Genomic DNA, 17,904 nt, shown 5'->3' on the forward strand with positions numbered 1-17,904 from the left:
AGCAGATTGTGGCAGCTGATTAACTCCTGTTTGGGCGATAAATCTGGACGCCTTTATACGATAGTTCAAAGGTGCCGACGCTTACCCTGCCGGTCGTGTCCGTTTCGATCAGATTTCCTGTTCTGCCATAACTATTGAACAGGCTGGAAATCGTCTGGTCGAGTTGGTCTTTAGCGCGCTTTTTCCAATAGTTATTGGTGTCTTCGAGCATTTTCAGAAGCGCCTTCTGTTTCTCCGTTAAAGTTTCCGGGTCGATGCTACTCGTTTCCACTTTGTGTGTGCTGTTATAAAAATCGATTGCATTTTGAAGTGTTTGTATGCTTCCGGGAACGCCCATGGCTGCATAGGCCTGGTTGTCCACAGCGGCAATATAGGCATCGAAATCGACGCCGAAGTATGCCCAACTCTCCTTCTGTTCGCGCTGTGAGGCGTTGTTGTATGCTTTACTTAGCTCAGCCTGATATGCCTCCGGTGTTAGGTCATACACGCTTTCTTTCGTCATGCCCTCGGGAACGAAATTGCGAACAATGTCTTCAGGCCGTACACCTAGGGTATGCATGGCCCGGCCGAACCGCAATTCCTCCCCCAACAAATCCCGAGTGCTGGAGGCCGCTGAAACATTGAGGCTGGTGGTTCGAATAACTTCTGCTGCCCAGTCTATAGCCATCTCGGGGCCTGAGCTGTTCTTTGCTTTGTCAACATCGTCGGCACCTTTCTCCGGCCTCCCGTCGATCCTGCCTCTCATGTCGTAGGTAAGGTCGCCCGTTTCGTTGTCCGCGCTGGAGGCAAGCAGTGCGGTCAGAGGGTCAACACCATTCGTGGCGCCGGAAGGGCTACTTGCCCGGTTTTTTTCGGGAATGTTTTCGGTCAGCAGTCGAAAATAATTCGATCCTGCAAAGGGCTGACTTATAATTGTAGTCATGTTGAAACCCTGATGTTTGAATACGGACCCGTTTCTAGCCCGGCTCCGCATTCCGGTTGTAATTTGTATGCATTTATGAGCATTAATGAAGAAATTCACGTATAGGATGTATACGAGCTGGAGCTTGCTCAGGGCTGGCAGTATGTGCATGCGGAAGGCCGTATGAGAGGAGGTTGTTCCTACCGTTCGGGCGGCTGACCGGCTGGACAAAGCCTCAACCTTATCCCATACCACGCACCGGAATTTCGTAACGGATCGAGTCCGTTACGGCGGTATCTTGCGGTGGAGATGGACGATGGCGCTGAAAGATGTGGTCGCGGGAAAACGCAACGAGGAAGGCATCGCGTCGGTGCTTGCGGCGCTGAAGCAGCAGCTGGGTGACAAGCTCCAGACTGGGCAGGCGTTTCGCGAGCAGCACGGCCATACCACCACCTATCTGACCTTGCAGGCGCCCGACGGTGTCGTTTTTGCCGAGAGCGCCGATGACGTGAAGGCCGTGGTGAAAGCCTGCGCGCTCTATAAGGTGCCGGTCATTCCTTTCGGTACGGGGTCGTCGCTGGAAGGGCAGGTCAATGCGCCTGATGGCGGAATATGCATCGATTTCAGCCGGATGAATCGCATCATTGAGGTAAACGCCGAAGATCTTGACGTGACGGTGGAGCCGGGTGTGACGCGCGAGGACCTTAACGTCTATCTGCGTGATACCGGCCTGTTCTTTCCGATCGATCCGGGTGCCAATGCCTCTATCGGCGGCATGGCCTCGACGCGAGCCTCCGGCACCAATGCCGTGCGTTACGGCACGATGAAGGACAATGTGCTGGCCGTTACCGCCGTTGTTGCCAATGGTGAGGAAATCCGCACTGCTCGCCGTGCCCGCAAGTCGTCGGCCGGTTACGATCTGACGCGGCTTTTCGTCGGCGCCGAGGGCACGCTTGGGGTTCTGACCTCGGTTACGCTGCGGTTGCAGGGCATCCCGGAAAAGATCGCCGGTGGCGTCTGCACCTTCGACAGTATTCAGGCGGCCTGTGACGCTGTTATCATGACGATCCAGATGGGTGTTCCGGTTGCGCGCATCGAACTGCTTGATGAAGTGCAGGTGCGGGCCTGCAATGCCTATTCCGGCCTGAACTACGCGGAAAAACCGACGCTGTTCGTGGAGTTCCACGGCACCGAAGAGACGGCGGCCCTTCAATCGCAGCAATTTGCAGAGATCGCGGCGGAATGCGGCAGCGTCGATTTCCGCTGGACCAGCGATGCGGCCGAGCGCAACAAGCTGTGGAAGGCCCGGCATGACGCTTATTGGGCCTCGCGGGCGCTCGCGCCGCATCTCGACGGTTTGTCCACCGATGTCTGCGTGCCGATTTCGCGGCTGGCGGACTGCGTGGTGGAAACGCAACGGGATATCAAGGAAAACGGCTTTCTGGCGCCGATCGTCGGTCATGCCGGCGACGGCAATTTCCATGTACTCATCCTGTTCGATGGCAAGGACGCCGAAAGTGTCGCCAAAACCGAAGCTTTCGTTGCGCGTCTCAATCGCCGGGCCATCGCCATGGACGGCACCTGCACCGGAGAACACGGCATCGGCCAAGGCAAGATGAGTTTTCTGGCCGAAGAAGCGGGAAATGCGCTGGATGTGATGCGCGCCATCAAAACGTCGCTCGACCCGGATAACATCTTCAATCCAGGCAAACTGTTCCGTCTTGTCTGATCATTCTCACAATTGATTGGTACAAAAGGCTGCTTGCCGTTAAGGCAAATAAGAATAGGTTTGCAGCGTTCGCGAAGGGAGAAGCAGTTCAGTGCTCGGGCGTATTCTGGTTTTTCTGGGCGGACTGCTGGCCGTGGTGCTGTTTTCAGCGCTGCTCATTCCCTATTTCGTTGACTGGACGGATTTCCGCCGCGATTTCGAAGATCAGGCAAGCCGCATTCTGGGCAAGAAGGTGGTGGTGCACGGTCGCGTCGAAGCCCGGCTTCTGCCTTTTCCTTCGGTGACGCTGCATGACGTGCGCGCCGGAACGGATGCGGACGGATCGCCGCTCATTCAGGTGGCGCGTTTTTCCATGGATGCCGAGCTGGCGCCTTTCCTTTCCGGTGAAGCGCGTATCTTCGACATGCGCATCGAGGAACCCAAGGCCAAGATCCGGCTTTTGAAGGACGGCACTCTGGACTGGATGCGCGGCAGCCGGGCGGAAATTCCAGCCCGCACCGTGGTTCTGGAAAGTGTGCAGATCGAAGGCGGGCAGATCGAATTCATCGATGAGCAATCCGGCCGCAACCGTGTTGTGACGGGTCTTAACGCCGACATGTCCGCCAATTCGCTGGCCGGACCATGGAAGGCGGAAGGGCGCGCCGCCGTTGACGGGCATCCAGGCTCGTTCTCGCTGTCGAGCAGCGAGCCGGATTACGCCAATGGGCGCATGGGCCTGCGGATTCGCGTGGTGCCGGATGAACATCCGGTCGAGGTCGATCTGGACGGTGCGATTGCCGCGACTGCGGGAAAACCCGCCTATAGCGGTTCCTTCGCCTTCAGTTTCCGTGAAGACCAAAAACAGAAGCAGCAGGCCGGGCAATCGCTGTTCTCGTCGCCGCGCACCCGCGGCAGCTTCGAACTGACGAATGAAAGCGTGCGCATACCGAGCTACCGCATGGAGCTCGGCGGCAACGAAAATCCTTACGTTGTGACCGGCGAGGCAACGCTGGATACCGGGGCCAAGCCGGAATTTCTGCTCACGGCGGATGGCCAGCAGATCGACGTCAATCGTTTCGCACCGCCAGTCGTGCAGACCGGCAAGACCTCGCGCCAGCCCACCGCCTCCGTGCGCCAGCGCATCGAGGCATTTGCCGCCATGGTCGCCCGCATTCCGGTTCCGCCGGTCCCGGGCAAGGCCAGCATCAGCCTACCGGCGCTGGTTTCCGACGACACGACCATTCGTGACATCCGGCTGGACGTGCGCCCTGATGGCAGCGGCTGGCAGGTGGTTAACGCCGTGGCAACGCTGCCCGGCAGGACGCAGCTGGAAGCCAAAGGTTCCCTGACGCTGCTGGATGGTCCCGCTTTCAACGGCAATCTGCTCGTTGCCTCCAACCAGCCATCCGGGCTGGCAAACTGGCTTTCCGGTTCTGTCGATCCGGCGATCCGCCAGCTCAATGCCGCCGGTTTTTCCGCCGACGTCTCGTTGACGACGCTGAACCAGCGTTTCGACAATCTCGAGCTTGCCATTGGCGATGCCTCTCTGAAGGGGAAGCTGGAACGGCGCTCTGACGGCAAGGCCTCCAATCTTTCGATCGATCTTGCCGGTAACGAGATCGATCTCGACGCCCTGAAGGCGCTTGGCAGCCTGGCGCTCGGCGATCAGGTCGGAAGTTCTGTTCTCGACCATCGCATCGACGCCAAGTTCAAGGCCGACCGGTTCAACATGGCCGGTGTGACTGCAAATCATGTGGAAACCGCCTTCACCATGGCGGGCGGCGTTCTCTCGCTTGAAAAGATGACGGCTGGCGATATCGCCGGTGCCGAAGTCAAGGCGAAAGGGCAGTTGCAGGGGTCGTTGCTGAAATATGCGGGCAAGGGCACGGTGAACCTGCATGCGACGGACATGCAGCCGTTCTTCGCTATGCTGCAGCAGAAATTGCCTGGTCATCCGTTCCTCAGCCGTCTGGCGGCGAGTTCGCCGTGGTACGCCAATTCCGACCTTGCCATGGATGTTTCGGTCAACAGCGAAAATGGCGGCGCCAATGTCGCCGTTTCCGGCACAGTCAACGGCAGCCGTCTGTCTGCCGTGGCTAAGATGCCGGATTTCCTGTCCATCACCGATGATACGGCGATGTCGCTGGAAGGGGTTTTGAAAAACCAGTCGACGGCGATCCTGTTCGGGCAGGCAGGGCTTGATCCCCTGCCGTTCGATGCCGACGGCGAAGGGCTGCTTTCCGTCAAGCTCAACGGCACGCTCGGTTCTCCCGTCCAGACCGATATCCGTTTCTCGACGGAGCGCACGCATTTCTCGATGATCGGATCCTTTGCCGTTGCCGCCGCCAATTTCGGCGAGGGTAGTGCGGATCTGGCGCTCGAAAGCGCTGATATCGAGCCCTATCTCATCATGAACGCCGTTGGCCTGCCGCAGCTTGGTGGTGGCATGGCGCTGAAGGCGAACGGAAAAATGGCGGTGGATGCGCAGAAGATTGCGTTTTCCGCCCTCGGCGGGCAGGCGGGCGGCAACCCCTTCTCGGGCAGTCTGGCGTTCCAGCGCGCGGCCCCCCATTCCGTCACCGGTGATCTTGCCCTTCGGACCGTCGATCTTGCCTGGCTCGGAGATGCGATCTACGGACCGGTGATCGACCCGGAAACGGGCGCGCTCAACGCCAAGCCGCTGGCCATGCCGGCTTTCCCGCAACTCAAGGCCGCGCTGTCGCTGAAAGCGGAAAGTTTCGAGGCCGGTCCCTTCGGTACGGTCACGGGTCTTTCGACCAAGGTCACGCATGATGATGGCAATCTCGCGCTTGATGATGTCGCCGGCACCTTCATGGGCGGAAAGCTGACCGGGCGGCTTGCCATGTCCACAGGCGAGGGAGCGGGCATTTTCCGCACCAAGATCGCGGTGAACGACGCCAATCCCGAGTCGATATTGTGGGCGAATGCCAACGGCCCGGTCGCGACGGGCCGGGTGGCGATCGATCTGACCGCCGAATCGACGGGCAAAAGCGTTGGTGAAATTTTGAAATCGGCAGGTGGCTCCGGGGAAGTGCGCGCCAGCGGGCTTGTGCTCAAAGGGCTTAATCCCGGCGCCTTTCCGCCGATCCTGCAGGCGGCGGAAGGCTTGCAGCAGCCGATCGACGCGCCAAAGGTTCGGCCGCTGGTGGATCAGAGCCTGTGGCAGGGCGAAATACCGCTCGGCAACGTAGCCCTGCCATTCACCCTGAATGGCGGCGCGCTGCACTTCCAGAATTTGCGCGCCGGGATCGATCCGGTGACGCTTACCGGAGATGCGACGGTCGATATTGCAGCATCGACCGTGAATGGCGATCTCGATCTTATCTTCAATCCCGGCACCGAAGTGGTTGCTGGCGCCGAACCGTCGCTGCGTCTCAACTATAACGGTCCGCTCGCCGCACCTGCTTTGACGACCGATGTTTCGGCGCTCGGCAATTATCTGTCACTTCGGGCTTTCGAAAAGGAACGCCGTCGCGTCGAGGCCATGCAGGCCAGCGTTCTCGAAAAGCAGCGCCTGCGTCGTGAAACGGCGCTTTATCGTTCTCAGGCGGCTGAACGTCAGGCTGAAAAGGAACGGGTGGAGGCGGAAGCCAAGGCCAAGGCCGAAGAGGAGGCGCGCCTTAAGGCGGCGGCAGAGGAGCGTCTGCGGCAGGAAAAGGAACAGCAGGAGCGGTTGCAGCAACAGCAGCAGCAGCAGCAGCAGCAGCAGCAGCAACCTGTTCCCGAGCGGCAATCAACGCCGGCCCTGACGGTGCCTCCAACGGAAGATGCGATCAGGCAACTGGCGCCCGAAAACGCTCCGGCCAATCCGTAAGTTTGCTGCGACGACGGCGCGTTTTGGGGAGAGGTTAGAGCCCGTGTCTCAGGGCGAATTTTGACGCGGTCCGGACAGCTGCCGCTTCGACCACTTTGCCAAAATTATCCGTTAGCCTGTTAAATCCAGGCTTCACGCTCGCCGAAGGGCGTGTCGGCATCAAAATTCTTGGTACCGATCCTGCTGCTTTCCCCCGACAGGCTGGACTTGTCCGCGCTGTTGCTTGAGGAAGCCGATTTGTCGGAGCTGTTTTCGAGTGCCTCGAGCTGCGCTTGCAGCGATGCAATAGTACTCTTCAGTTCTTCCTGTGCTTTCGCTTCCGAGGTCTGGGCGAGTTCTGACTGCTTTTCGGCAATCTGCGATTTCAGTTCGGCAACGCTTGAGGACGAGGTGGATGAAGAGGAGAGGACGGAAACAGCGATGCTCGTTCCCGAAGCGGCGGAAACCATGGGTCGCCTCGTGGCGTGCGGATGGAAAGGAAAAGCTTGAAATACAAATCTGGAAGCAAGGCTACGCAGTACTGAAGCGCCTTGCAGTACAAATTAGCGCGCTAATGTTTAATGAATGCTTTCACGACATTATGAGTTTTCGGCAAGAATGTTTGTAGTCGGAGAATGGCTGGATATGAGCCGGCGAAAATGCGCGCCGCTGTGGTACCATCCTTCGATGCCACCTTGCAGAAAGCTCACCTGCTCTTCAGCCAATTCAGCACATGGACCCGAAGGGATGAGGACAGATTGCTGTCGGCTGGCCGGTTGTCGTCTATTTCCGCAAGCAGGGCGGCGAAACTGATCTTGCGCTTTTCGGCGATGATTTTCAGCTCGTCCCAGAAGGCATCCTCGAGTGAAATGCTGGTGCGGTGGCCGTGCAATGTCGTGGAGTGCTTGCGGATCATCAGATCAATCTCTCCGGCTGGTCCGGTTGGGAATCTGAATCATGTCGTGCCTGCAAGCCTCTGTTTAGCGGTGTTTTTTCCGGTCTTCCGAAAGCTTGCCCGGGCAGGCCGGCTCTTCAATCCCTGTCGGTCCTGTCATCGTCCTTTTCAAGCCGCCCCTGATCGAGTGCCTTTTCGGCTTTTTCGTTAAGGGCCGATGTGAGGTTTTTTTCCGACTTGGTGCGACCGAAAAACAGGCGGTTCTGATCCGCCTGTTTTTCTTTTTCGCTACGGGCTTTCTGCTTCCGGAACTGACGCAGATTGACGATATCGGCGGCCATGCGGATATGTCTCCTTGAGCTTCGCGCGGTCGGGCAAAAAGCCGTTATTGCTTCTTGCGGAAGGCGTCCAGAGAAACGACAGAGCCTTCCTTCTTTTCCTCGCCGGACTTGGGCGTCTCCGACGTTGTAGCCGGCTTTGCCTCATGGGAAACGGGATAGGCGGTGATTTCGGCCTCTTCCAGCTCTTCCTCGTCTGCCAGGGGCACATCGAACTCAAGCTCGAAATTGACGGAAGGATCGTAGAAACCTCTGATGGCGTTATAGGGAACAACCAGCTTTTCCGGCGTATCCGAGAAGGACAGGCCGATTTCAAAGCCGATCTCCGTCACCTTCAGGTCCCAGAACTGATGCTGGATGACGATGGTCATCTGCTCGGCATATTTGGACTTGAGGTGCTGCGAAATCCGCACACCGGGCGCGCCGGTCAGAAATGTTATGAAGAAATGGTGGTCGCCGGGCAGGCGGCCGGTTGCGGCCACTTCACCCAAAACTTTGCGAATAACGCCGCGAAGGGCATCCTGTGCGAGAATGTCGTAACGGATATGATCCTGCCCCATGCGGTCCTGTCTTTCCCTTATTCGAACGTCTTTTAAAGCGCTGCGCACCAAGTGCGCCAAGGACGCTGTAACACTTTGAATCTTTGCGTAATCCGCAAGCCGGGATCAATTTCGATCCTGGCGGCTACGCATTACCCAAGTATACGCAATGTCCTGAACGGCAGCAACGGAAAAGCCGATGCTGTGTGCAAGTCAGCTATCATATAACCAATTCAGGCAAAATGGAGAAGGTGGAGGTTTCTGTTGCCAGGTACCTCCGAACCCCGCCTCACGGGGCTAACCGTGAGGACTTTAGAGCGGAATTCCCGCACCGCCATTAGGCAGCGAGAGCGTATTCCTTAGCGTTGTTGTCATTTGCAACTACACTTGTGACCCGATAACGGCGGTATCATGCCGAGCAAAAGTTCGATCTTTACGCCCTTGTCGATCCTATTTCGCCCCCATCAAAAGCCGGCCTTCATCTTGAAAAGCCGCCGGTTTTTGGTGGAGGCGCCGGGTACCGCCCCCGGGTCCAATAGGTTTATTACACCGACCGTTTATCGCCATAGCCGGGTTGCCCCGGCAAGGTTCATATAGGCGTTTCCCTTGGCCGAGAAAAGGGGCCGATGACAATTCCATGAAAAGATTTCGTGTTTGCCGCCCACAATTTAGACAATTCTTGACGACGAGGGATTGCTGACACATTCTCCCTACAACCGGTCACCACAAGCAACACCGGGCCGGGGACACACGAAGGAGTGGACATGACTGACTATCTCGCAGATGTGAAGAAATACGACGCAGCAGCCGACGAAGCGATTGTCGGCAAGATCGTCAAACATCTCGGCATTGCCCTGCGCAACCGGGATTCATCGCTGGTGTCCGCTTCCGATCCGGAAGAGCTTGCACGTGTGAAGGCGAACTGGTGCGGCAAGAAGCTTGGCGTGACCGATGACAGCGCCGACAAGGCGATCGATGCAACCGCCAAGGCCATGGCCGCAGACCGCTCCAAGTCGCGTGTGACCTTTTATTATCTGGTGGCCAAGGAACTGGGCAAACTCCAGTCGCTCTGATTTTTTCGCGGGGATAAGCGACCCGCTGGTGATTGGTTCTGTCGCCCTGTGTTATTATATTCCCTTGATATCAGGGAATCGGCGGCAGAACACATGAAACAATATCTCGATCTTCTCCGGCATGTGATGGACACCGGCTCCGACCGCGGAGATCGCACCGGCACGGGTACGCGTTCGGTCTTCGGTTACCAGATGCGTTTCGATCTTGCGGAGGGTTTTCCGGTTCTCACCACCAAGAAGCTGCATCTGCGCTCGATCATCCATGAACTCCTGTGGTTCCTGAAGGGCGATACCAATATCGCCTATCTCAAGGAAAACGGCGTTTCCATATGGGACGAATGGGCCGATGAAAATGGTGATCTGGGTCCGGTTTACGGAGCACAGTGGCGTTCCTGGCCGGCGCCCGACGGCCGCCACATCGACCAGATCGCGCTTTTGATCGAGGCCCTCAAAACCAATCCCAATTCCCGCCGCCACATCGTTTCGGCCTGGAACCCGGCGCTGGTGGACGAGATGGCGCTGCCGCCCTGCCATTGCCTGTTCCAGTTCTATGTTTCGGATGGAAAGCTGTCCTGCCAGCTTTACCAGCGCTCGGCCGATATTTTCCTCGGCGTGCCTTTCAATATTGCTTCCTACGCACTTCTGACGCTGATGGTGGCGCAGGTCACGGGGCTGAAACCCGGCGATTTCGTCCATACGCTTGGTGACGCGCATATCTACGCCAACCATTTCGAGCAGGCGAAATTGCAGATGACGCGGACCCCCAAGGCCCTGCCGACGATGCGCCTCAACCCGGATGTGCGAGACCTCTTCTCCTTTAAGTTCGAAGACTTTACGCTGGAGAACTACGAGGCGGATTCAACCATCAAGGCACCGATCGCGGTATGAGCGAGCCGCGCATCACCATCATCGTCGCGGTGTCGGAAAACGGCGTTATCGGCCGCGATCTCGATATGCCTTGGAAGCTTTCCACTGACCTCAAGCGCTTCAAGGCGATGACGATGGGCAAACCGCTCATCATGGGCAGGAAGACATTTCTCTCGGTGGGCGAGCGTCCCTTGCCGGGCCGGCCGCACATCATCGTCAGCCGCAATGCCGATTACAGGCCTGATGGCGTGGATGTCGTGTCGTCGCTTGAAGACGCCCTCGCGCTTGGCAAAAGCAAGGCTGCGGAACTGGGTGTGGACGAGGTTTTCGTGGCCGGTGGCGGGGAAATCTACCGTCAGGCCATGCCGTTTGCCGATCAACTTTCCGTCACCCATGTGGCCGTTAAGCTTGATGGCGACACTTTTTTTCCGGAAATCGATCCCGCCGTCTTTGAAAAAATCGAGGAAAATGCCGTTCCCGCCGGGGAAAAGGACAATTATCCGGTTCTGTTCACCACTTATTTGCGCAGAGCCGCGTCAAAGTGAACTATTTACCCTGATTGGGTATTTAGTTACCACCTCTGCGTTGAAACGCACGCTTCTCCTTCTTATAACGGGTCCATATTCCCGCCGCACGCGAGCAATCGCTTTCGAACGGGATCGGGAGAGGCTTTTATAAAGAGGTATTGATGCCCTGGAGCAATCAGAATGGCGGCGGCGGCCCTTGGGGCGGCGGCGGTGGTGGCGGAAACAACCAGGGCGGCGGTGGCGGCCCATGGGGGCAGGGACCTAACCGGCCTCGCGGCGGTGGCGGCGGCAATGGCGGCCCGCCCGATCTGGAAGAGATCATCCGGCGCAGCCAGGACCGCTTCAAGAATGTCCTGCCGGGCGGGTTTAATGGCGGCGCGATTGCGATCGTCGCTCTCGTCGTTCTGGTTTTCCTCGGCATTCAGTCCATCTACACCGTCCAGCCGGACGAGCGCGGCGTGGAGCTGCGTTTCGGGCGTCCGAAGGATGAGATTTCGATGCCCGGCCTGCATTTCCATCTGTGGCCGATCGAGACGGTTGAAATCGTCAAGGTGACCGAACAGCAGCAGAATATCGGTTCGCGCGCTTCGTCTTCCTCCGCGAACGGCGTGATGCTGACCGGTGACCAGAACATCGTCAACGTGCAGTTCTCGGTGCTCTATACGGTTTCCGATCCGAAATCCTACCTGTTCAACGTCGATAGCCCGGCTGAGACCTTGCAGCAGGTTTCCGAAAGCGCGATGCGCGAAATCGTCGGCCGTCGTCCCGCACAGGACATTTTCCGTGACAACCGTCAGGCGATCGCGGCGGATGTGCGCACCATCATCCAGTCCACCATGGACGGATACGGGGCCGGCATCTCCATCAATGCTGTCGCCATCGAAGACGCTGCGCCGCCACGCGAAGTGGCCGACGCCTTCGACGAAGTGCAGCGTGCCGAGCAGGACGAGGACCGCTTCGTGCAGGAAGCCAACCAGTACGCCAACCAGAAGCTGGGTGCCGCACGTGGTCAGGCAGCACAGATCATCGAAGAGGCGAACGCCTACAAATCTCGTGTCGTCAACGAGGCAGAGGGTGAGGCACAGCGCTTCATCTCCATCTACGATCAATATCGCACGGCACCTGACGTGACCCGCCAGCGCATGTTCCTGGAAACGATGGAACAGGTCCTCAAGGGTTCCAACAAGGTCATCATCGACGAAAAACAGGGTGTGGTGCCTTATCTGCCTCTGAACGAGATTATGCGCGGCAATCCGGGCGCGGCACAGCAGGGAGGCAACTGATATGAGCAACCGTCTTACGGCCGTTCTCGTCGGTCTCGCCGCCGTGCTTTTCCTGGCCTATTCGTCGATCTTCGTCGTCACCGAGCGCCAGCAGGCCATCGTTGTGCGCTTCGGTCAGATCCAGGACGTGAAAACGGCGCCGGGCCTCTACTTCAAGCTGCCCTTCGCCTTCATGGATGCCGATCGGGTGCAATATATCGAGAACCGGGCGCTGCGCTTCGATCACGACAACATCCGTGTTCAGGTTTCCGGCGGCAAGTTCTACGAGGTTGATGCCTTTGTGGTCTATCGCATCACGGATGCCCGCCGCTTCCGGCAGACGGTCTCCGGTGACCAGATGTCGGCGGAATCGCGTCTACGCACTCGTCTCGACGCATCGTTGCGCCGGGTCTACGGTCTTCGCGGCTTCGAATCGGCGCTTTCGGATGCGCGTGCATCGATGATGCAGGAAGTACGTGACGATCTGCGTCCCGATGCGGAATCGCTTGGCGTCAGCATCGTTGATGTCCGTATCCGTCGCACCGATCTCACGCAGGAAGTCTCGCAGCAGACCTTCGAGCGCATGAAGTCGGAACGTCTGGCCGAAGCCGAACTGATCCGCGCCCGCGGTAACGAGGCGGCACAGCGTCGTCGCGCTATTGCCGACCGTCAGGTCGTGGAATTCGAATCCGACGCCCAGCGTCAGTCCGAAGTCCTGCGCGGTGAAGGCGATGCGGAGCGTAACCGGGTCTTCGGTGAAGCTTTCCAGCGCGACCCGAGCTTCTTCGAGTTCTATCGTTCCATGGCGGCCTATTCCAGCGCGCTGTCTGGAACCGGTACTACGCTGGTCCTGTCTCCCGACTCGACCTTCTTCCGTTATTTCAACGACATCAATGGTGCTCCATCCACGGCTCCGGCCGCACCTGCCGCACCGCCGGCAAATTGATAACGGATCGAATGATTTTGGAGGGGCCGGTTTTAACCGGCCCTTTCTTTTTGAACGAATGGCTGGGTGGCAGCAAAACGAAAAGGGGACAAAATCCTGTTGTCTCGCGCCCGGAAAGGGATATCCGTTTTCGCGCCGATGCTGTAGGCAGTGAGCAAGGCAGCCGGTGCTGTTCACGAAAAGGTATTTTTACACTTCATCATTCCGCCTTATGCTTTGACGATATATGCAGGGAATGACGATTTGAAACGCGAGGACGCTTATGGCCGTGACCCTTCTTTCGCCTTTTCGCAGCAGCATTGCCGCAGTCGCGGGCTTCGCACTTGTGGCGGGTAGCCTTTCGGCACCGGTTGCGGCATGGGCGCAGAGCCATGGGCCGGCATCGGTCGCCGATCTTGCCGCACCGCTTCTTGATGCGGTGGTGAATATTTCGACGTCGCAGAACGTCAAGACCGAGGGCAAGGGGCCTGTGCCGCCGAAACTGCCGGAAGGTTCGCCTTTCCAGGAGTTCTTCAAGGATTATTTCGACAACCAGAAACCGGAAGGCGGCGACAAGGTCAGTTCGCTGGGATCCGGCTTCGTTATCGATCCGGCTGGCTACATCGTCACCAACAATCACGTCATTGAGGGCGCAGACGCCATCGAGGTGATTTTCCCGAATGGTTCGAAGCTGAAGGCAACGCTGGTCGGCACTGATACCAAGACCGATCTTTCCGTTTTGAAGGTAGAGCCGAAGGCTCCGCTGAAGGCAGTCAAGTTCGGCGATTCGCGCAGCATGCGCATCGGTGACTGGGTCATGGCCGTTGGCAATCCCTTCGGCCTTGGTGGATCGCTGACCGTCGGCGTCGTTTCCGCGCGCGGGCGTAACATCAATGCCGGTCCCTATGACAACTTCATCCAGACGGATGCGGCAATCAACAAGGGCAATTCCGGCGGTCCGCTCTTCAACATGAAGGGTGAGGTGATCGGCATCAATACGGCGATCATTTCGCCGAGCGGCGGTTCGATCGGCATCGGTTTCGCGGTTCCGACGGAACTCGCCCAGAATATCGTCGAGCAGCTCATCCAATTCGGCGAAACCCGCCGTGGCTGGCTCGGCGTGCGCGTCCAGCCGGTTACCGACGACGTGGCCGCAAGCCTTGGCATGGAAGCGGCAAAGGGTGCCTTGATTTCCGGCGTGGCCAAAGGTGGCCCGGTGGAAAACGGCCCGATCCAGGCCGGCGATATCGTACTGAAATTCGACGGCAAGGATATTCACGAGATGCGTGACCTCTTGAGGATCGTGGCGGAAAGCCCGGTCGGCAAGGAAGTCGATGTCGTGGTCTTCCGTGACGGCAAGGAAGAGACCGTCAAGGTAAAGCTTGGCCAGTTGCAGGATGCGCCCGATGAAAAGGCCGCAACCGACGATCCGCAGGCCGAGGACGGTGACGGCGGCATGGTCGTGCCTGATGACAAGGGCGGTTCCGACGATCAGGCGCAGGACCAGACGCCGGAGGTGCGCGAAGCGCCGCAGCGCGTGCTCGGCATGAACCTCGTAGTGCTGAGCAACGAGTTGCGGACGGAGAAGGGCATTGCCGAAAGCGTCGAAGGCGTGCTTGTCGCCAGCGTCGATCAGGGTTCGCCGGCCGAACAGAAGGGCATGAAGGCGGGTGATGTCATCGTCGAGGTCGGACAGGACTTCATGGAGGTTCCGGGCGACGTGCTTGTGCGTGTCAACGGCCTGAAATCCGAGGGTCGCAAGAATGCGCATATGATGGTTGCCGATGCACAGGGCAATCTGCGCGTCGTGGCGCTGCCGCTGGAGTAAAGCTTCTTTCGCCCGGTTCGGCAGGAATCGGGTGGCTGTGGTTCGGCTTGCTCTCTATTCCTCGGTCTCCGGCAAAGGAGGCCAAGGATATGAAATTATTAGAAAACAAGGTTGCGATCATCACTGGCGCGTCATCCGGCATCGGCCGGGCGACGGCAAGCCTGTTTGCCGAACAGGGCGCGGCCGTCATTATCAACGCGCGTGGTGCCGAGGCACTCGAGGATGTGGCTTCCGCCATTCGCCAGGCCGGCGGTCGCGTTCACCCTGTCGTGGGTGACGTCACAGTTGTGGAAACCCATGCCCGTCTGACGGATGCGGCCATGACCGTCTTTGGCGGTCTCGATATCGCCGTCAACAATGCCGGTGCCGTTGGAGCAACAAAACCGCTTGCGGAGATTTCGGTAGAGGAATGGGATCACGTGATCACCGCCAACCTCACTTCCGCATTTCTCGGCGTGCGCAGCCAGATCCCTGCGATGTTGAAGCGGGGAGGCGGTTCGGTCGTCTTCATCTCCAGCTTCGTCGGCACCAGCGCCGGCATACCCGGCATGGCAGCCTATGGCACCGCCAAGGCGGCGCTGATGGGGCTGGTGAAGGGCATTACTGCCGACTACGCCTTCAAGGGAATTCGCGCCAATGCGCTGCTTCCCGGCGGAGTCGATACGCCGATGGCGGGAGATGCGGCCCAGAAGGAGTGGGCTGCAGGGCTGCATGCGATGAAGCGCATTGCGGAACCGGAAGAACTGGCGCAGGCCGCCCTTTTCCTCTCCAGCCCGATGTCGAGCTTTGTTGCCGGATCGGCCCTGTTTGCCGACGGCGGAAATGCGGCGGTGAAATAATTGCCGAACTGGCGGGCGAGGTTGCTACTGCGCCTGTCGTTCCCGCCACTCCGCGAGCGTCAGCGCATAGGTCACATGCGGGCGCAGATGCGGATGGGTGTCTTCCGGGACACGCGGGTGGTCGAAGTCTCGTGACGGGTCACGCTTGAGGCCGATACGTTCCATCACCCGCGTCGAACGCTGGTTGTCATGGACGGCAAAGGAGACGATTTCCGGCGTTTCCTTCTCGTCAAAAGCCATGACGAGCAGCGATTGCGCGGCCTCGGTGACATATCCGTGACCCCAGAAGCGGCTGGCGAGCCGCCAGCCGATTTCCATGGTTCCGAGCGGGAAGGGCGGATCGAGGTTCATGACCGGCGATATGCCGCAAAATCCCATAACCTCGCCGGTTTCGCGCAGTTCCATGGCGTAGAAGCCGTAACCGCTGCCGCGGATCATGCCATTGATGGTTTCGAGAACCGCATCCGCTTCCGCATGGCTGCGGCGGAAGGGAAAAAATTCCATGACCTTTTCGTCGGCGTTGATTTCGCGGAACAGATTGCGGTCGCTCTCCTTCCACTCGCGCAGAATGAGCCTTGATGTTTCACGGATGATCATGGAACGACAAAATCCGTCTTGCGGTAACCCTGAATGTAAAGGAGTGCGGTCAGGTCGCCATGGTCGATGCGCATCTGCGCCTCGGCGGCGACGGCGGGCTTGGCGTGCAGGGCAACGCCCGCGCCGGCCAGATGCAGCATGCCGAGATCGTTGGCGCCATCGCCGACCGCCATTGCCTCGTCCGGCGAGATGCCGAGCTTTGCGGCGATATCGTTCAGCGCATCCACCTTGGCCTGTTTGCCGAGGATCGGTTCGGCAACGGTGCCATCCAACTGGCCATCAGCCTCGCCGAGAAGATTCGCGCGGTTTTCATCAAACCCCAGCATCGCCGCCACCCGGCCGGTGAAGACCGTGAAACCGCCGGAAACGAGGGCGGTATAGTAGCCTTTCGCCTTCATGGTGGCGATCAGCTCCTTGCCGCCTGATGTCAGCGTGATGCGCTTTTCGATGACGTCATCGATGACGGAGACCGGCAGGCCCTTCAGCAGCGCCACGCGCTCGCGGAGCGCCGGCTCAAAAGCGATTTCGCCATTCATGGCGCGAGCGGTAATCGTGGAAACCTTGTCCTTCAATCCCACTTCGGCGGCCAGCTCGTCGATGCATTCCTGACCGATCATGGTCGAATCCATATCGGCGATCAGAAGCTTCTTGCGGCGCTTGTCCTGTTCCTGAACGACGATATCGATCGGCTGGCCCGAAAGCACGTTGGCAATCGCGTCACGTGCCTGTTCGGCATCGGTGCCAGAGGGCAGAGCAATATCGCAGGCGATGCCATCGGCCAGCCAGTATAGACCGGATGCGTTTACGGCATTGGCGGCCGCTTCGCCGAGGGCCGGTGTCAGAACAGGATTTGACGGATTGGCGATAAGCGTGGCAACGAAAGCCATGATGAAAAACCTTGATGAGAATTTTGATGCGATCCTGATAACCGGCCCGACGGCAAGCGGCAAGTCCGCGCTTGCGCTTCGTATGGCGCGGGAGCGGAACGGTGTCGTGATCAATGCCGACAGCATGCAGGTTTATGACACGCTGCGGGTGCTGACCGCCCGGCCATCCGAGGAAGAAATGGCAGGCGTGCCACATCTGCTATACGGCCATGTGCCGGCAAGCAGTTCCTATTCAACGGGTGAATGGCTGCGGGACATTTCCGCCCTGCTTGTGGATTTGGGTAGGCAGCAGCGTTTTCCGGTCATCGTTGGCGGTACGGGGCTTTATTTCAAGGCGCTGACGGGCGGCTTGTCCGATATGCCCGACATTCCTGACGACATACGCGAGAGGCTGCGCGCCCGGCTGATCGAAGAGGGGTCAACGGTCCTGCACGCGGAACTGTTGCGGTGCGATCCCTTGATGGCGCAGGGGCTTCAGCCGGGGGACGGCCAGCGGATCGTTCGGGCGCTGGAGGTCATGGAGGCGACCGGAAAGTCAATCATGGAGTTCCAAAAAGCCAGTGGTCCGATGATTGTTGATCCGGACCGAGCGGAGAAATTCGTGGTCCTGCCGGAACGGCCGGTGTTGCACGACCGCATCAATCGGCGGTTCGAAACCATGATGGAGAGTGGTGCTGTGGAAGAGGTGAAAGCTCTTCTCGCCCTGAACCTTGCGCCTGATGCCACAGCGATGAAGGCGATCGGCGTTTCCCAGATCGCCGACATGCTGGCTGGCGGTATGAGTGAGGCAGAGGTCATCGAAAAATCGGCGGCCGCGACCCGCCAATATGCCAAGCGGCAGATGACCTGGTTCCGCAACCAGATGGGGCCGGACTGGGCACGTATCCAGCCGTAGGGGCCGCGC

Annotated in this window: 17 protein-coding genes and 1 other RNA gene; 10 read left to right on the forward strand and 8 right to left on the reverse strand. The window is 58.8% G+C overall.

Annotation, left to right across the window (positions count from 1 at the left end; genetic code table 11):
• Positions 1–19 precede the first annotated feature (19 nt).
• Positions 20–922: a hypothetical protein gene (locus tag AB4Z23_RS10195; RefSeq protein ID WP_139104325.1), complete on the reverse strand. Its 903-nt coding sequence runs from the start codon at positions 920–922 to the stop codon at positions 20–22.
• A gap of 295 nt (positions 923–1,217) precedes the next feature.
• Between AB4Z23_RS10195 and AB4Z23_RS10200 the strand changes: the two genes are divergently transcribed.
• Both AB4Z23_RS10200 and AB4Z23_RS10205 read left to right on the forward strand, forming a co-directional pair.
• Entirely contained in the window at positions 1,218–2,630 is a 1,413-nt protein-coding gene (locus AB4Z23_RS10200; RefSeq protein ID WP_038491558.1) for an FAD-binding oxidoreductase, read from the forward strand.
• 91 nt (positions 2,631–2,721) lie between these two features.
• On the forward strand, positions 2,722–6,444 hold the full coding sequence (locus AB4Z23_RS10205) for an AsmA family protein (RefSeq protein ID WP_441360078.1): 3,723 nt from the start codon (positions 2,722–2,724) through the stop codon (positions 6,442–6,444).
• Between the two features lie 119 nt (positions 6,445–6,563).
• Here the strand turns inward: AB4Z23_RS10205 and AB4Z23_RS10210 are convergent, their stop codons facing one another.
• From AB4Z23_RS10210 to ssrA, 5 genes are all read right to left on the reverse strand, one after another.
• Positions 6,564–6,893, reverse strand: a complete 330-nt coding sequence (locus tag AB4Z23_RS10210; protein WP_141193292.1) for a hypothetical protein — start codon at positions 6,891–6,893, stop codon at positions 6,564–6,566.
• 236 nt (positions 6,894–7,129) lie between these two features.
• On the reverse strand, positions 7,130–7,339 hold the full coding sequence (locus AB4Z23_RS10215; protein WP_003513131.1) for a ribbon-helix-helix domain-containing protein: 210 nt from the start codon (positions 7,337–7,339) through the stop codon (positions 7,130–7,132).
• Between the two features lie 116 nt (positions 7,340–7,455).
• Positions 7,456–7,659, reverse strand: a complete 204-nt coding sequence (locus AB4Z23_RS10220) for a DUF4169 family protein (RefSeq protein ID WP_112682101.1) — start codon at positions 7,657–7,659, stop codon at positions 7,456–7,458.
• A 44-nt stretch (positions 7,660–7,703) separates the two neighbouring features.
• A complete protein-coding gene (locus tag AB4Z23_RS10225) occupies positions 7,704–8,216 on the reverse strand; it encodes an SspB family protein (protein ID WP_003513127.1) in 513 nt (170 codons plus the stop codon).
• A 229-nt stretch (positions 8,217–8,445) separates the two neighbouring features.
• Positions 8,446–8,818, reverse strand: a transfer-messenger RNA (tmRNA) gene (gene ssrA / locus AB4Z23_RS10230).
• Positions 8,819–8,959: 141 nt separating this feature from the next.
• Between ssrA and AB4Z23_RS10235 the strand changes: the two genes are divergently transcribed.
• The 7 genes from AB4Z23_RS10235 (at position 8,960) to AB4Z23_RS10265 (ending at position 15,516) form a co-directional block, all read left to right on the forward strand.
• On the forward strand, positions 8,960–9,268 hold the full coding sequence (locus AB4Z23_RS10235; RefSeq protein ID WP_003513125.1) for a DUF2853 family protein: 309 nt from the start codon (positions 8,960–8,962) through the stop codon (positions 9,266–9,268).
• 93 nt (positions 9,269–9,361) lie between these two features.
• Positions 9,362–10,156: a thymidylate synthase gene (locus AB4Z23_RS10240; RefSeq protein ID WP_013636479.1), complete on the forward strand. Its 795-nt coding sequence runs from the start codon at positions 9,362–9,364 to the stop codon at positions 10,154–10,156.
• Positions 10,153–10,680, forward strand: a complete 528-nt coding sequence (locus tag AB4Z23_RS10245; protein WP_019565314.1) for a dihydrofolate reductase — start codon at positions 10,153–10,155, stop codon at positions 10,678–10,680. The genes AB4Z23_RS10240 and AB4Z23_RS10245 overlap by 4 nt, the downstream gene beginning before the upstream one ends.
• A gap of 143 nt (positions 10,681–10,823) precedes the next feature.
• Entirely contained in the window at positions 10,824–11,945 is a 1,122-nt protein-coding gene (hflK, locus tag AB4Z23_RS10250; protein WP_003513120.1) for an FtsH protease activity modulator HflK, read from the forward strand.
• A 1-nt stretch (position 11,946) separates the two neighbouring features.
• Entirely contained in the window at positions 11,947–12,870 is a 924-nt protein-coding gene (hflC, locus tag AB4Z23_RS10255) for a protease modulator HflC (RefSeq protein WP_003513118.1), read from the forward strand.
• 262 nt (positions 12,871–13,132) lie between these two features.
• Complete coding sequence (locus AB4Z23_RS10260) at positions 13,133–14,677, forward strand: Do family serine endopeptidase (RefSeq protein WP_003513113.1); 1,545 nt, start codon at positions 13,133–13,135, stop codon at positions 14,675–14,677.
• A gap of 89 nt (positions 14,678–14,766) precedes the next feature.
• Positions 14,767–15,516, forward strand: a complete 750-nt coding sequence (locus AB4Z23_RS10265; protein ID WP_441360079.1) for an SDR family oxidoreductase — start codon at positions 14,767–14,769, stop codon at positions 15,514–15,516.
• A 24-nt stretch (positions 15,517–15,540) separates the two neighbouring features.
• Here the strand turns inward: AB4Z23_RS10265 and AB4Z23_RS10270 are convergent, their stop codons facing one another.
• Positions 15,541–16,113: a GNAT family N-acetyltransferase gene (locus AB4Z23_RS10270; protein WP_421477204.1), complete on the reverse strand. Its 573-nt coding sequence runs from the start codon at positions 16,111–16,113 to the stop codon at positions 15,541–15,543.
• Positions 16,110–17,000, reverse strand: a complete 891-nt coding sequence (serB, locus tag AB4Z23_RS10275; RefSeq protein WP_065687203.1) for a phosphoserine phosphatase SerB — start codon at positions 16,998–17,000, stop codon at positions 16,110–16,112. The genes AB4Z23_RS10270 and serB overlap by 4 nt, the downstream gene beginning before the upstream one ends.
• Between serB and miaA the strand changes: the two genes are divergently transcribed.
• Entirely contained in the window at positions 16,999–17,895 is an 897-nt protein-coding gene (gene miaA / locus AB4Z23_RS10280) for a tRNA (adenosine(37)-N6)-dimethylallyltransferase MiaA (protein ID WP_421477206.1), read from the forward strand. The genes serB and miaA overlap by 2 nt on opposite strands.
• The last annotated feature ends 9 nt before the right edge of the window (positions 17,896–17,904 follow it).

Source organism: Agrobacterium sp. MCAB5 (assembly GCF_052114365.1).
Classification (GTDB): Bacteria; Pseudomonadota; Alphaproteobacteria; order Rhizobiales; family Rhizobiaceae; genus Agrobacterium; species Agrobacterium tumefaciens.